This window comes from Streptomyces anulatus, from assembly GCF_000721175.1.
GTDB classification, from domain to species: Bacteria; Actinomycetota; Actinomycetes; order Streptomycetales; family Streptomycetaceae; genus Streptomyces; species Streptomyces anulatus_C.
On the sequence record NZ_JOEZ01000035.1, the window covers coordinates 85,766 to 99,757 of the forward strand.

The 13,992-nt window shown below is 72.2% G+C and carries 13 protein-coding genes; 5 read left to right on the forward strand and 8 right to left on the reverse strand.

All coding sequences use genetic code 11. The features are described from left to right. Nucleotides 1-52 precede the first annotated feature (52 nt). Genes IG90_RS0131650 through IG90_RS0131660 form a run of 3 tightly spaced genes read right to left on the reverse strand, consistent with a single transcriptional unit; the run spans nt 53 to nt 2,470 of the window. Nucleotides 53-952 (reverse strand): alpha/beta fold hydrolase, encoded by a 900-nt coding sequence (locus IG90_RS0131650; RefSeq protein WP_030592290.1) that lies wholly within the window; start codon nt 950-952, stop codon nt 53-55. 22 nt (nt 953-974) lie between these two features. Next, nucleotides 975-2,240, reverse strand: coding sequence for a beta-ketoacyl-[acyl-carrier-protein] synthase family protein (locus IG90_RS0131655; protein WP_030592291.1), 1,266 nt, complete (start codon nt 2,238-2,240; stop codon nt 975-977). Continuing rightward, nucleotides 2,237-2,470, reverse strand: coding sequence for an acyl carrier protein (locus IG90_RS0131660; RefSeq protein WP_030592293.1), 234 nt, complete (start codon nt 2,468-2,470; stop codon nt 2,237-2,239). Before IG90_RS0131660 ends, IG90_RS0131655 begins: the two co-directional genes overlap by 4 nt. A gap of 243 nt (nt 2,471-2,713) precedes the next feature. Between IG90_RS0131660 and IG90_RS0131665 the strand changes: the two genes are divergently transcribed. The 4 genes from IG90_RS0131665 (at nt 2,714) to IG90_RS0131680 (ending at nt 6,262) form a co-directional block, all read left to right on the forward strand. Next, entirely contained in the window at nt 2,714-3,160 is a 447-nt protein-coding gene (locus tag IG90_RS0131665) for a nitroreductase family deazaflavin-dependent oxidoreductase (RefSeq protein ID WP_030592296.1), read from the forward strand. 112 nt (nt 3,161-3,272) lie between these two features. Further along, nucleotides 3,273-4,004 (forward strand): nitroreductase family protein, encoded by a 732-nt coding sequence (locus IG90_RS0131670; RefSeq protein ID WP_030592298.1) that lies wholly within the window; start codon nt 3,273-3,275, stop codon nt 4,002-4,004. 249 nt (nt 4,005-4,253) lie between these two features. Next, nucleotides 4,254-5,807 (forward strand): peptidoglycan-binding protein, encoded by a 1,554-nt coding sequence (locus tag IG90_RS0131675; protein ID WP_030592301.1) that lies wholly within the window; start codon nt 4,254-4,256, stop codon nt 5,805-5,807. 83 nt (nt 5,808-5,890) lie between these two features. Continuing rightward, on the forward strand, nt 5,891-6,262 hold the full coding sequence (locus IG90_RS0131680) for a hypothetical protein (protein WP_030592304.1): 372 nt from the start codon (nt 5,891-5,893) through the stop codon (nt 6,260-6,262). 21 nt (nt 6,263-6,283) lie between these two features. Here the strand turns inward: IG90_RS0131680 and IG90_RS0131685 are convergent, their stop codons facing one another. Beyond that, complete coding sequence (locus IG90_RS0131685; protein WP_030592307.1) at nt 6,284-6,955, reverse strand: hypothetical protein; 672 nt, start codon at nt 6,953-6,955, stop codon at nt 6,284-6,286. Nucleotides 6,956-7,029: 74 nt separating this feature from the next. Between IG90_RS0131685 and IG90_RS0131690 the strand changes: the two genes are divergently transcribed. After that, the gene (locus IG90_RS0131690) at nt 7,030-8,025 is read left to right on the forward strand and encodes a DUF3626 domain-containing protein (RefSeq protein WP_078585482.1); all 996 of its coding nucleotides are present in this window, start codon (nt 7,030-7,032) and stop codon (nt 8,023-8,025) included. Here the strand turns inward: IG90_RS0131690 and IG90_RS0131695 are convergent. From IG90_RS0131695 to IG90_RS0131710, 4 genes are all read right to left on the reverse strand, one after another. Next, nucleotides 7,986-9,128 (reverse strand): XdhC family protein, encoded by a 1,143-nt coding sequence (locus IG90_RS0131695; protein WP_030592313.1) that lies wholly within the window; start codon nt 9,126-9,128, stop codon nt 7,986-7,988. The two genes, IG90_RS0131690 and IG90_RS0131695, sit on opposite strands and share 40 nt — an antisense overlap. Before the next feature lie 39 nt (nt 9,129-9,167). Then, nucleotides 9,168-10,628, reverse strand: a complete 1,461-nt coding sequence (locus tag IG90_RS0131700) for an NCS2 family permease (protein WP_030592316.1) — start codon at nt 10,626-10,628, stop codon at nt 9,168-9,170. A 332-nt stretch (nt 10,629-10,960) separates the two neighbouring features. Beyond that, nucleotides 10,961-13,396, reverse strand: coding sequence for a xanthine dehydrogenase family protein molybdopterin-binding subunit (locus tag IG90_RS0131705; RefSeq protein WP_030592319.1), 2,436 nt, complete (start codon nt 13,394-13,396; stop codon nt 10,961-10,963). After that, entirely contained in the window at nt 13,393-13,992 is a 600-nt protein-coding gene (locus tag IG90_RS0131710; RefSeq protein ID WP_030592321.1) for a (2Fe-2S)-binding protein, read from the reverse strand. The genes IG90_RS0131705 and IG90_RS0131710 overlap by 4 nt, the downstream gene beginning before the upstream one ends.

A 13,992-nucleotide genomic window follows, 5' to 3' on the forward strand; every position in this document is an offset into this window, starting at 1 on the left:
GCGGCCACCCGACAGGCTTTGAGGCCGGGACCCGGTGGGCCGGACCGGACGTTCAGGTCCGGCCCACCGGGGCGCCCGCCTGGCGCGGCAGCGTGACCGCGCCGGCCACCGGCTCCCGCTCGGTGAAGAACCGGGAGACCAGCGAGGCCACCTCGTCCGCCCGCTCCAGGACCACCCAGTGGTCGGACTCCTCGACCGTCAGGAACCGGCTGTCCTCGATCGTCGCGGCGAACTCCCGCTGCCGCGCGGGCGAGGTCACCGTGTCGTGCTCCCCGGCGAAGACCAGCGCCGGTACGCCGGTGAGACCGCCGGAGAAGTCGGGCCGGTCGGCCAGCGCCCGGTAGAGGGAGTCCGCCGCGTGCGGCGAGCGGGTGAGCGCGTGCAGGAACGAGCGCCGGACATAGCGGCGGGCCAACTCACGTCGGTGTACGGGCCGTTCGGGATCCAGGCACATCAGCGCGTCCGCCGCCGTCGCGGCGAACCCCTCACGGTCCCCGGCGGCCAACTGCTCCCGGGCCCGCTCCCAGCAGGCGACCTGGGCGTCGTCGATGTGGACCGGGACGCCGCCGAGGGCCAGGCGCGCCACCCGCTCCCGGTGGCGGCGGGCGAAGCCGAAGGCGATGGCGGTGCCGTAGGAGAAGCCGAAGACGTTGAGCCGGGGGGCGCCGAGGTCGTCGGCGATGCCGAGGACGGCCCGGCGCAGCAGATCGGCGCTGGGTCCTGGCGGGAGCGGGTCGGCGCTGCCCATGCCGGGCAGGTCGGCGGTGACGACGTCGGTGGCCGGCCCCAGGTGGTCGTCCATCTGGGGCCAGCCGAACATGCCCTGGAGCGCGCCGCCGAGAACGAGCGTCGGTTCGGTGGCGGGGGCGCCGCCGGAGCAGGAGTGTGGCAGGACGCGGTAGCTGTAGCGCACTTCGTCGACCGACAGGGTCCGGATGATCTCCTCGGGCATGAACTCCTGCGTTCCCTTCCGCTCAGGCCCTGGTGAGGACGAGTGCCGCGTTGTGGCCGCCGAAGCCCAGCGAGGTCTTGACGGCGCAGTCGAAGGAGGCGCCGCGGGCTTCCTTGGCCACCACGTCGATCGGGATCCGCGGGTCTGGTGTGTCCAGGTTGACGGTGGGCGGGACCAGTTGGTGCTGGAGGGCGAGCACGGTGAGCGCGGTCTCGATGCCGCCCGCCGCGCCGAGGGTGTGGCCGGTCATCGCCTTGGTGGAGGTCACCAGGGGGCTCTCGCCGAGGACCCGGCGGAGCATGGTCGCCTCGATCAGGTCGTTGGAGAGCGTCGAGGTGCCGTGCGCGTTGACGTGCCCGACGTCGGCCGGGGAGAGGTCCGCGTCGGCGAGCGCGGTGCGCAGGGCGCGTTCGATGCCGAGGCCCTCGGGGTCCGGGGCGACGGCGGAGTGGGCGTCGCTGGAGGCTCCGTAGCCGCTCACGTGGGCGCGGACGGCGGCGCCCCGGGCGCGGGCGTGCTCCGGGTGTTCCAGGACCACGAGCCCGGCACCCTCGCCGACGACGAAGCCGTCGCGGTGGGTGTCGAAGGGGCGGCAGGCGGCCGAGGGGTCCTCGCGGCGGGTGGAGACGGCCTTGAGGCTGCAGGCGCTGGCGATCAGGAGGCGGGTGCAAGTGGATTCGGCGCCGCCCGCGATGACGATGTCGCAGGCCCCGGAGCGGAGCATCTGGTGCGCGGTGCCGATGGCGACCGTACCGGAGGAGCAGGCGGTGGAGACGGCCTGGCTGGGCCCGTGGACGCCGAGGTCCAGGCTGACGCTGCTGGCCGCGCCGTTGACGACGCTGAGCGGGGCAAGCTTCGGGGAGACCCGGCGGGGGCCGCGCCCGGCGAGAGCGGCGTGCTGTTCGTCGTAGAAGGGCAGCCCGCCGTGGGCGGAGCCGATGACGATGCCGACGCGGCCGCTGTCCCAGACCGACGGGTCTAGTCCGGCGTCGGCGACGGCCTCGCGGGCGGCGATGACGGCGAGCTGGGAGAAGCGGTCCATCAGCCGCTGGGTGGCCACCCCGAGGACGGCCCCCGGGTCGCAGTCGGTGACGGAGTAGAAGAAGTCGCAGGGCAGGTCGGCCAGTTCGGGCCGGGGGGCGGCGGACGGCACGAGGCCCTCGGTGACACCGTGCCAGGCGGCGTCCGCTCCCGTACCGGCCGCGGTGACCAGGCCGACGCCGGTGACGGCGGCGGCGAACGGGGCGAGCGGCGCCCGGCGGTAGGGCGGTGCGGTGGCCGCGTTCATGCGGAGACCTTCCCGTGGACGGCCTCGACGAGGCGGCCCACGGTGTCCCGCGAGGTGAGGGCGACGTCCTCCAGGTCCACGTCCAGCCGGTCCTCGATGAGCAGCCGCAGCTCCTCCAGCGCGAGGGAGTCCAGCCGCAGCCGGTGCAGCGGCACATCGGGGCGGATGGCCCCGGGGTCGGTTCCGAACTTCGCTACCAGCAGGGCGCTGATCTCTTCCGAAGTGCTCATTGGCGCTCCTGGGATCGGTGACGCGGTGACGCCGGCCGCGTGAGGGGAGGGAGGGGAGGGGCCATCGGGGGACGCCGGCTGCTCCGGAAGGACCCTTTATACGCCTTCGCGGGCGGGTTCCCGGTCCGCGTTCCCCCGTGCGGTGGGAGGGGTGTCCAGGTGTACGAATCCGAGGCGCGGCGCGGGTGGATGCCAGGATGGGGGCGGAGCCCGTACGGGACGGCACGAGAGAAGGAGAAACCCATGACGGCCGAGCAGGACGGCAACGCGGAGGTCGCGCTGAGCCCCGCCGACTGGGTGGCCCGGCAGGCCGAGCTCTACGAGTCCTCCGGCGGCACGAAGGGCACGACGCAGCTCGGTGTGCCGTGTCTGCTGATGGACTACGTGGGGCGGCGCAGCGGGACGGTGCGGCGCACGGTGCTGATGTACGGGCGGGACGGCGAGGACTACCTGATCGTGGCCTCCAACGGCGGCTCGGACCGGCCGCCGTTGTGGTACCTGAACCTTCAGGCGAACCCGGAGGTCGAACTCCGGGTGAACACCGAGCGGTTCGGGGCGGTCGCGGCGACGCTGCCGGCCGAGGAGAAGGCGCGGGTCTGGCCGGGTCTGGTGGAGTTGTTCCCGCGCTACGGGCAGTATCAGGCGGGCACCGAGCGGGACATCCCGGTCGTCCGGCTGACGCGGCGCTGAGGCGCCGGCGGGGTGACGCCGGGCCCCGGAAGGGCGGCTGTGAAGAGGCCACCCGGACCGGCCGCCGGGGGGCCCTTATGGTGTGCCGGTCCGAACCGTAAACTCCGCGATCATGACCATGGAAACGGTTCAGGCCGACCCCTCCGCCCTCGGCGGCCCCGCTCTCTTCGACACCATGTCCACGATGCGCGCCATGCGCCGCCTCAAGCCGGACCCGGTGCCGGACGAGACGGTCGAGCAGCTGATACAGGCCGCCGTCTGGGGACCCAGCGGCGGCAACATGCAGTGTTACGAGTACGTGGTGGTCACCGACCGCCAGGTGATGGCGCGGCTCGCCCCGCTGTGGAAGCGATGCGTGGACGCGTATCTGGCGACGACCGGGAAGTACGCCCCCGAGGGCATGGACGAGGCGGCGTACGGCCGGATGGTCGCGGCGATCGAGCATCAGCGCGACCACTTCGCCGACACCCCGGTGCTGATCGTGCCGTGCTACCGGTTCCCGGAGCCCCGCCTGGACGAGGAGGGTCTCGCGGCCTCGGCGCGGGCGCTCGGCCCGGCGGGCACGCAGCACATGATGGACACGCAGACACGCTTCCAGGCGCTGGCCGAGGGCTCCTGCGTCTATCCGGGGGTGCAGAACCTGCTGCTCGCGGCCCGGGGGCTGGGGCTCGCGGCGAACATCACCATCTGGCATCTGATGCTGGAGCAGGAGTGGAAGCGGGAGCTGGGCATCCCGGAGGACATGGCGACGTTCGCCGCCGTCCCGGTGGGGTGGCCCGCGGGCAACTTCGGTCCCGTCCGGCGGCGGCCGGTGGCGGACGTCATCCACCGCGACCGCTGGTAGCCGAGGCCTCGTCAACCGGCGCGGACTCCCCTGCCGGGTGATGTTCACCGTCACCCGGCAGGCTCAGCGGAACCGCCAACTCTGTTGATTTTGCGTGAAGTTGCCAACGCACCCCTCGGCGCGCAACGTTGTCATGCCCACCTCATCTGGTTAGTCTTGCGGTGCTCCACGCCCCTCTGGCCGATCCCGGCCCGAGGGCTTTTCTCTTCCTTCCCGCCACAGATTTCCCGCCACAGAGCAGGAGCCCTCATGTCCCTACGCATCGCCGCCCGAACCCGGGCCCGCGTCGGCGCCCTGGCCGTCCTCACCGCCACGGCCCTCCTCGCGACCGGGCACCCGGCGAGCGCCGCCCCACGGGCGGACACGGCCGACCCGATGAACCGCGCCTTCGCCGAGGCGGCGCACGAGTACGGCGTACCGCGCGATCTGCTGGCCGCCGTCGGCTACGGCGAGTCCCGGCTGAACGGTCACGGCGGAGAGCCCAGCCAGGCGAACGGCTACGGCGTGATGCACCTGGCGAGCAACCCCGTCAACCGCTCCCTGGAGAAGGCGTCCGAGCTGACCGGCGAGAGCGCGGCACGGCTGCGCCGGGACACGACGGCCAACATCCTCGGCGGCGCGGCCGTCCTGCGCGACCACGCCGACGCGCTGGGCCTGGACGCCGCCGAGCGCCGGGACGTCGACGCCTGGTATCCGGCGGTGGCCCGCTACAGCGCCGCCGAGGGGCCGGCCGCGGCGCTCTACGCGGACGCGGTCTTCACGTTCCTCGCGGAGGGCGTGGCCGCGAAGGTGTCCGGCGGCGAGGAGGTGCGTGTGCCCTCCCGCCCGGTCGCCCCGGACAAGGGCGAGCTGTCCGCGTCCGACGTCTACGTCCAGAGCGAGGACTACCCCTCGGCGCGCTGGGTGCCCGCCCACTCCGCGAACTTCGCCACCGGCCGCACGGCCACCGTCGACAAGGTGGTCGTCCACGTCACGCAGGGCTCGTACGCGGGTTCCATCAGCTGGTTCCAGAACCCGGACTCCCAGGTCAGCGCCCACTACGTGATCCGCTCCTCGGACGGCGAGGTCACCCAGACGGTCCGGGACAAGGACACGGCGTGGCACGCGCGCAGCGCCAACGCCTCGTCCGTCGGGATCGAGCACGAGGGCTTCGTCGACAACCCGGCCTGGTTCACCGACGCGATGTACCGCTCGTCGGCCGCGCTGACCTCCCATCTCAGCGCGAAGTTCGACATCCCGAAGGACCGGGCGCACATCGTCGGCCACAAAGAGGTGCCCGGCAACGACCACACCGACCCGGGCGTGCACTGGGACTGGGACTACTACATGCAGCTGATCGGCGGCGACCCGGGCAACGGCAGCGACGGCATCACCTTCCCCGCGTACACGACCCAGCAGTACGGCTCGTCGGGCCCGCAGGTGAAGGCCGTCCAGACACTGCTCAACGAGCAGGAATACGATGCGGGCGCGGAGGACGGTGAATTCGGTACCCGCACGAAGAGCGCCGCGCAGGCGTTCCAGCGGGCCCGCTCCCTCGACGCCGACGGGATCGTCGGCCCGAAGACCTGGACGGCCCTGCTGTCGGCCGGCACGACCCCGGTGCTGAAGCAGGGCAGCTCGGGCGAGGCGGTGAAGCGGCTCCAGCGGGCCCTGACGGCGGCGCTCGGTACCACCGTGGGCGTGGACGGCAGCTTCGGCCCGGCCACGGACACGGCGGTCCGCAGCTACCAGACCACCCGCGAGCTGGGCGTCGACGGCGAGGTGGGCCCGGCCACGTGGAAGGCCCTGCAGAGCGGTAAGTGAGCGCGGCCCCGGGCGGTCTCTCCCGCGCACGGAGAGACCGCCCGGGCCTGTCGGGCACCTGCCCGGCCCGGTAGCGTCGTCGTGTGTGCTTCTACGCGATGGTCCACTACAAGCTGCACTACGCCTGCGTCCCCTGCCGCGTCAGCTTCAAGCGGTTTGCCCTGGACGGCGGCGATCCGCCCTGCCCGAACTGCGGCCGTGCTCTCGTCTGCGCGGGCCACGACTTCGCGCCCCCGCCGCGCCGTGACACCGACGCCTGGAGCGCGGTCGGGGCCGTGCTGGGGGCGGGGCTGCGCTACGAAGGTCTGGAAGCGTGCGGCTGCGGCAAGCAGCCGCGCTTCCGCCCGCGCACCGGCGCGGAGGTCCGGGCCCGCCTGACCGTGGCGGCCCGGACCGGTGTACCGGTGGCTGAGGCGCTTGCACGGCGTGATCCGGCGATCCCGGAGGCGGACTGACCCCGCGTCACTCCCCCGCTCTCACTGCCCCACGCCGACCGGGTACCCGATCTCCTTGACGTCCTCGGCCAGTTCGGCGGGCACGCGCTCGGGGTTGAGCGCGGCGATCACCTCGTCGGTGAGCGGCCGCAGCGCGTAGACATGCCGTACGGCTTCGAGGTCGACGGGGACTTCGAAGTAGTCCTCGGCCCACTCCTGGTACGACTCCGGGGTGCCCGTGACGAGGAGTTGGAAGAGCCAGTCCGCGCCGTCGGAGTCCTCACCGTCCTCCGGGAACTCGATACCGCCCGCCCGCCAGCGGTCGTCGCCGCTCTCGCGCCAGAGGCAGGCGGTGACGACGGGCAGGCCGAACTCGTCGGTGAACGACGGCTCGTCCACGTAGCGGCGGAACACGGCGGGCACCTCGTCGAGCACCCCGGGCCAGGGGGCGTCGTCCACGTACGGGCTCATCGGCGACTCGTGGTCGAAGCCGCGGGCGTACGCGCCGTCCGCGGAGAAGACCACGGAGTACTCCCCGCCCGACCCGTCCCGCATCGAGGCCGTCTCCTCCGTCGGCGACCACCGCGCGTCGAAGGCGTGCCAGCGGTGGTCCCACTCCGGGCACAGGATCGCGTCGAGCATCGCCAGGGAACGGCAGAGACCGGTGAGGACGGGTATGCCCGGCAGCCTGCGGGCCACGTCGTGAACGCTCATGGGCTCATCCAACCGCACTGGCAGGAGGCGATACGCACGTGCACCCCCGGGAGCCGTCCGGGCACACTGTCCTGATGAACGCCGGCCACCCGCTCGCCTCGCCCCGTCGGCGGGCACTGGAGCACGTCACCTCACTGTCCTCGGGCGCGCCCCTGAACGCCGAGCTACGCATCACCCTGAACTTCCACCCCGACCGTACGGTGGCGGGGCGGCCGATCCTGGAACGGCTGTGCGGGGACGGCCTGTACGTCTCCCAGTTCGTGACGGGCACCAGCAACGGCGGGCTCACCGCGCGCCCCGGCGGTGACCGGTGGCGCTGGGAGAGCCGGATCTTCGGCGGCGCCTACGACGGGGCCGGGCCCGCCGAGCGGCCCGTCTACGGGGCGCTGGACGTCCGGCGCGCCTCCTTCGGCGCCGCGCCCCGGTTCGGGTCGGCGCACTTCCGGCTGACGGCGGATGTCCTCGCCTCCGCCACCTTCTGTTATCCGGACAGCGCCACGGAGCCCGTGCAGTTCGGAGTCGCGGCCCGGATGTCGGGGCTCGTCGAACTGGCGGCGGCGGACCGCCGTGACGCCCTGGACGACTACATCGAGGCGCAGATCCACGTCCCGGTCCGCCTGGACCAGGACGTGGAGGCGCTGGTGCTCGACCCGGCGTACCGGGGGACGGCGGTGGAGGCCGCGGCCGAGAAGCTGCCGTGCCCCGTCGAGTGGCACGAGGGGTTCCGGCTCGGCGTCGACGAGCTGCGCCGCCGTCCCGGCTTCCGGGGGTCGGAGTACGTCGAACTCGGCGAGGCCCTCGCCGTCGACGGGTGTCTGGACGCCCGGATCATCGGCGACGCGGCACGCGCCGGGTGCCATGCGGAGCAGGACCTGAAGAAGGTCTGGCATCTGCTGGCCCGGTTCGGGCGGGCGCCGAGAAGTCATGCAGCTGATCTACCGGTAGATCGGGGGCGACCGCTGCTTTCCGGGCGGGCGGGAAACCGCCGTGGCGGCTACCCGCCCGGCGTGGACGGGTCTTTCACGCCACCTCAGGCCACCGAGGCGAGGGGCTGTCCGCTGCTGTCGTGATGGATGGGGGTGTGGGCCCCGGTGAGCGGTACGCCGCTGCCGCCGCGCCGGACCGCGACGATCTCGGCGGCGATGGACAGGGCCGTCTCCTCCGGCGTACGGGCACCGAGGTCGAGGCCGATCGGCGAGTGCAGCCGGGCCAGTTCACGGTCGGTGACGCCGGCCTCTCGCAGCCGGTCGTTGCGCTCCAGGTGGGTGCGGCGCGAGCCCATCGCACCGACGTAGGCGACCGGGAGGCGCAGGGCGGCCTCAAGGAGCGGTACGTCGAACTTGGCGTCGTGGGTGAGGACGCAGAGCACGGTGCGCGCGTCGGTCGTGGTGCCGGCGAGATAGCGGTGGGGCCAGTCGACGACGATCTCGTCGGCTTCGGGGAAGCGTGCCGCGGTGGCGAAGACCGGTCGGGCGTCGCACACGGTGACCCGGTAGCCCAGGAACTTCCCGGCCCGGACCAGCGCGGCCGCGAAGTCGATCGCCCCGAAGACGATCATCCGGGGCGCCGGGACGCTGGACTCGACCAGGAGCTCGATGGGCCGGCCGCAGCGGGAACCCTCCGCGCCGATGGTGAGCGGCTCGGTGCGGCCCGAGTCCAGCAGGGCGCGGGTCTCGGCGGCGGCGGTCCGGTCGAGCGCCGGGTGGCCGCCGAGCCCGCCCTCGTAACTGCCGTCGGCACGGACCAGGAGCGGGAGCCCGAGCAACTCCTCGGGCCCGTCCGTGATCCGTGCCAGCGCGGCCGCCGACCCCTCCGCGGCGGCCGCGAGCGCTGCGGCGAACACCGGGCGGGCGGGGTCGTCCGCCCGTACCGGTGTCACCAGGATGTCGATGACGCCGCCGCAGGTCAGGCCGACCGCGAAGGCGTCCTCGTCGCTGTAGCCGAAGCGCTCGCGGACGGACTTCCCGTCCTCGAGGGCCTGCTGGCACAGTTCGTACACCGCCCCCTCCACGCATCCGCCGGACACCGACCCGATGGCCGTGCCGTCGCGGTCGACCGCGAGGGCGGCGCCGGGCTGCCGGGGCGCGCTGCCGCCGACCGCCACCACGGTGGCGACGGCGAACTCGCGTCCCTGCGAGACCCACCGGTGCAGTTCTTCGGCGATGTCCAGCATGGCGTGTCTCCTTGGACGGAAGGGGAGGGCTCCGGCGCGTCAGTGGACGCCCAGCCAGCTCTCGATCGGGTTGAGGGCGAGGAAGACGATGAAGATCACCGTCAGCCCCCACATGAAGGCCCCGACCTCGCGGGCCCGGCCCTGGGCGAGCTTGATGGCGCTGTAGGCGATGACACCCGCGGCGACACCGGTGGTGATGGTGTACGTGAAGGGCATCAGGACCACGGTCAGGAAGACCGGGATGGCGACCGAGCGGTCGCCCCAGTCCACGTGCCGGGCGTTCTGCATCATCATGGCGCCGATGACGACGAGGGCGGCGGAGGCCACCTCGGTCGGCACGATCGCGGTGAGCGGGGTGAAGAAGAGGCAGGCGGCGAAGAAGAGGCCGGTGACGGCGGCGGCGAGCCCGGTCCGGGCTCCTTCGCCGACGCCGGTGGCCGATTCGACGAAGACCGTCTGGCCGGAGCCCGAGGCGACACCGCCGATGACACCGCCGGCGCCGTCGATGAACAGCGCCTTCGACAGGCCCGGCATGCGGCCCTTGTCGTCGGCGAGCCCGGCCTCGGTGCCGACGCCGATGATGGTGGCCATCGCGTCGAAGAAGCCGGCCAGCACCAGGGTGAAGACGATCATGCCGACCGTCATCACGCCGACGTCGCCCCAGCCGCCGAACTCGACGTTCCCGAAGAGCGAGAAGTCGGGGGCGGAGACCGCGCTGCCCTCCAGCTCCGGCGGGCCGCTGCTCCACGCCTTGGGGTCGATGTCGGCGAGCGCGTTGACGACGATGGCGACCAGGGTGCCGACGACGATGCCGATCAGGATCGCGCCGGGGATGTCGCGCGCCTGGAGCATGAAGATGAGGAGCAGGGTCACGCTGAAGATCAGGACGGGCCAGCCGGCCAGTTCACCGGCCGGTCCCAGCGAGACGGGGGTCGCGCCGGCGCCCTTGTGGACGAATCCGGCCTTGAAGAGGCCGATGAAGGCGATGAAGAGCCCGATGCCCATGGTGATGCCGTGCTTGAGCGCGAGCGGGATCGCGTTCATGATCATCTCGCGGAGGCCGGTGACCACCAGGAGACAGATCACCACACCGTAGATCACACACATGCCCATGGCCTGCGGCCAGGTCATGCTGGGCGCGACCTGCGAGGCGAGCACACCGGAGACGCTGAGCCCGGCGGCGAGCGCGAGGGGCACCTTGCCGACGAAGCCCATGAGCAGGGTGGTCGCGGCCGCCGCGAAGGCGGTCGCGGTGATCAGGCCCGGCTGGCCGAGAAGGTCGCCGTTGACGTCCTCCCCGCCGAGGATCAGCGGGTTGAGCAGGAGGATGTACGCCATGGCCATGAAGGTCGTGACGCCGCCGCGCACCTCGCGCGCGACCGAGGATCCTCGTTCGGATATGTGGAAGTACCGGTCGAGCCATGATCTTCCGGCGGGGACGCGCGAGCCCGGCCCCGCTCCCTCCGGACTGGTCTTCGGTTCCACTGACTGCTGGGTCATGATGCCTGACTCCCAAGGTTCACAGGGGCACCCGCTTGGAGATTCCTGAGTGCGGGATTTGGGATGACTGCGTCGGCTGCACGACCCGGGGACGGCCGGGACGGACTGTTGAAGCAGAACGGATGTGCCGGCGGCACGGATGATCCGTGAGGCGCTGCCGTGCGGTCGGGCACGGCGAAGAACCGCGAGCGGCGCGGTACTTGGTGTCTCCGGGCGGTGCGGGGTGCGGAAAAGTGTGACGTTCTCGGCTCTGCGCACCGCCCGGAGAGTTCGGGGGGGGACCGCTCGGAGGCTGCCGGGCGACGACCGGTGGGAGGTCACCCGGCAGGCCCTCAGGTACGGGTGAGGTGTTCGGGCCGCACCGGTGTCCTGTCGAGCTCGAGACCCGTCGCGTTCCGGATCGCCGCGAGGACGGCCGGGGTGGACGAGAGGGTGGGGGCCTCGCCGACGCCGCGCAGCCCGTACGGGGCGTGCTCGTCGGCGAGTTCGAGCACGTCGACCGGGATCGTCGGCGTGTCGAGGATCGTGGGGAGCAGGTAGTCCGTGAAGGACGGGTTGCGTACCTTCGCGGTCTCGGGGTCGACGATGATCTCCTCCATCACCGCGACGCCCATGCCCTGGAGGGTGCCACCCTGGATCTGTCCGAGGACGGAGAGCGGGTTGAGCGCCTTGCCGACGTCCTGGGCGCAGGCCAGTTCGATGACCTTGACCAGGCCGAGCTCGGTGTCGACCTCGACGACCGCGCGGTGCGCGGCGAAGGAGTACTGGACGTGGCCGTTGCCCTGTCCGGTGCGCAGGTCGAACGCCTCGGTCGGGCGGTGGCGCCACTCCAGCTCGATGTCGATCGCCTCGTCCTCCAGGACGTCGGCCATGTCGGCGAGGACCTCGCCACCGTCGGTGACGACCTTGCCGCCCTCCAGGAGGAGTTCGGCGGTGGCCCAGGCCGGGTGGTAGGTGCCGAACTTGGTGCGGCCGAGCTCCAGGACCTTCTCCCGTACGGCTTCGCAGGAGTTCTTGACCGCGCCGCCGGTGACGTACGTCTGACGGGAGGCGGAGGTGGATCCGGCGGAGCCGACCCGGGTGTCGGCGGGGTGGATGGTGACCTGGCTGACACCGAGTTCGGTACGGGCGATCTGGGCGTGGACGGTGACGCCGCCCTGACCGACCTCGGCCATCGCGGTGTGGACGGTCGCGACGGGCTCGCCGTTGATGACCTCCATCCGCACGCGGGCGGTGGAGTAGTCGTCGAAGCCCTCGGAGAAGCCGACGTTCTTCAGGCCGACCGCGTAGCCGACACCCCGTACGACACCTTCGCCGTGGGTGGTGTTGGAGAGCCCGCCGGGCAGCGCCCGGACGTCGATGGAGGTGCCCTCGCTGCCCGCCGCCAGCCACTGCTGCTCGGGCGGCAGCGGCCGGGACTTGACCCGGCGCAGCAGTTCGGCGACCGGGGCCGGCGAGTCGCAGGGCTGTCCGGTGGGCAGCAGGGTGCCCTGTTCCATGGCGTTGAGCTGCCGGAACTCCACCGGGTCCAGGTCCAGCTTCGCCGCGAGCTTGTCCATCTGCGCCTCGTAGGCGAAGCACGCCTGGACGGCGCCGAAGCCGCGCATCGCGCCGCAGGGCGGGTTGTTGGTGTAGAGGGCGATCGCCTCGATGTCGACGTCCTCGATCTTGTACGGTCCGACCGAGAGCGAGGAGGCGTTGCCGACGACCGCCGGGGAGGCGGAGGCGTAGGCGCCGCCGTCCAGGACGATCTTGCACTTCATGTGCGTGAGCTTGCCGTCCTTGGTGGCGCCGTGCTCGTAGTACAGCTTCGCCGGGTGCCGGTGCACGTGTCCGAAGAAGGACTCGAACCGGTTGTAGACGATCTTGACGGGCTTGCCGGTGCGGAGCGCCAGCAGGCAGGCGTGGATCTGCATCGAGATGTCCTCGCGGCCGCCGAAGGCCCCGCCGACGCCGGAGAGCGTCATGCGGACCTTCTCTTCGGGCAGGCCGAGGACGGGGGCGATCTGGCGGAGGTCCGAGTGCAGCCACTGGGTGGCGACGTACAGCTCGACGCCGCCGTCCTCGGAGGGCACCGCGAGACCGGACTCGGGGCCGAGGAAGGCCTGGTCCTGCATGCCGAAGGTGTACTCGCCCTTGACGATGACGTCGGCGCGCCCGGCGGCCTCGTCGGCGTCGCCGCGGATGATCGGCTGGCGGTGCACGATGTTCGGATGCGGGACGTGACCGATGTGGTGGTCGTCGCGGCTCTCGTGCACGAGCACGGCGTCCGGGGCGGTCGCCGAGGCCTCGTCGGTGATGAGCGGCAGCTCGCGGTACTCGATCTTGATCTTGGCGGCGGCGCGGCGCGCGGTCTCCGGGTGGTCGGCGGCCACGAGGGCGACCGGCTCACCGTGGTGGCGGACCTTGCCGTGGGCGAGAACCGGGGTGTCCTGGATCTCCAGCCCGTAGTTCTTCATCGTGGCGGGCAGGTCGTCGTAGGTCAGCACCGCGTGGACGCCGGGCGTCGCCAGGGCCTCGGAGGTGTCGATGGAGACGATCTCGGCGTGCGCGACGGTGGAGCGCAGCGTCTGGCCCCACAGCATGTCCTCGTGCCACATGTCGGAGGAGTACGCGAAGTCGCCGGTGACCTTGAGGGTGCCGTCGGGACGGAGCGTGGACTCGCCGATGCCGCCCTTGGTGGGCGAACCCTGGGTGATCTTGGTGGGCGTGCCGGCCGGTACGGCCGGGGCCGCGGGGCGCGTGGTGGCTTCGGGGCGCGTCGTCATGACTGGACCGCCTCTCCCTGGCGGGCGGCCGCGAGGCGGACCGCGTCGAGGATCTTCTCGTAACCGGTGCAGCGGCACAGGTTGCCGGAGAGCGCCTCACGGATGTCCTGGTCGGACGGGGAGGGGGTGTTCTCCAGCAGCTCGTCGGCGGCGACCAGCAGGCCGGGGGTGCAGAAGCCGCACTGGACGGCCCCGGCGTCGATGAACGCCTGCTGGATCGGGGCCAGTTCGACGGCCTCGCCGGTCCGGCCGTCGGTGGGCTCGGACTGCCGGCGCTTGGCGGCGTCCAGGGTGGTGCCGCACGCGCCGGAGGCGCAGCCGCCGCCCGGGTGGGCGTCCTCGCGGTGCTTGGCGTAGTCGGCCAGGCCCTCGACGGTGAGGACCTCGCGGCCCTCGACCTGTCCGGCGGCCACCAGGCACGCACAGACCGGGACGCCGTCCAGGCGGACGGTGCAGGAGCCGCACTCGCCCTGTTCGCAGGCGTTCTTGGAGCCGGGCAGGCCCATGCGCTCACGCAGGACGTACAGGAGGGACTCGCCCTCCCACACGTCGTCGGCTTCCTGCTGACGGCCGTTGACCGTGAAATTGACTCGCAT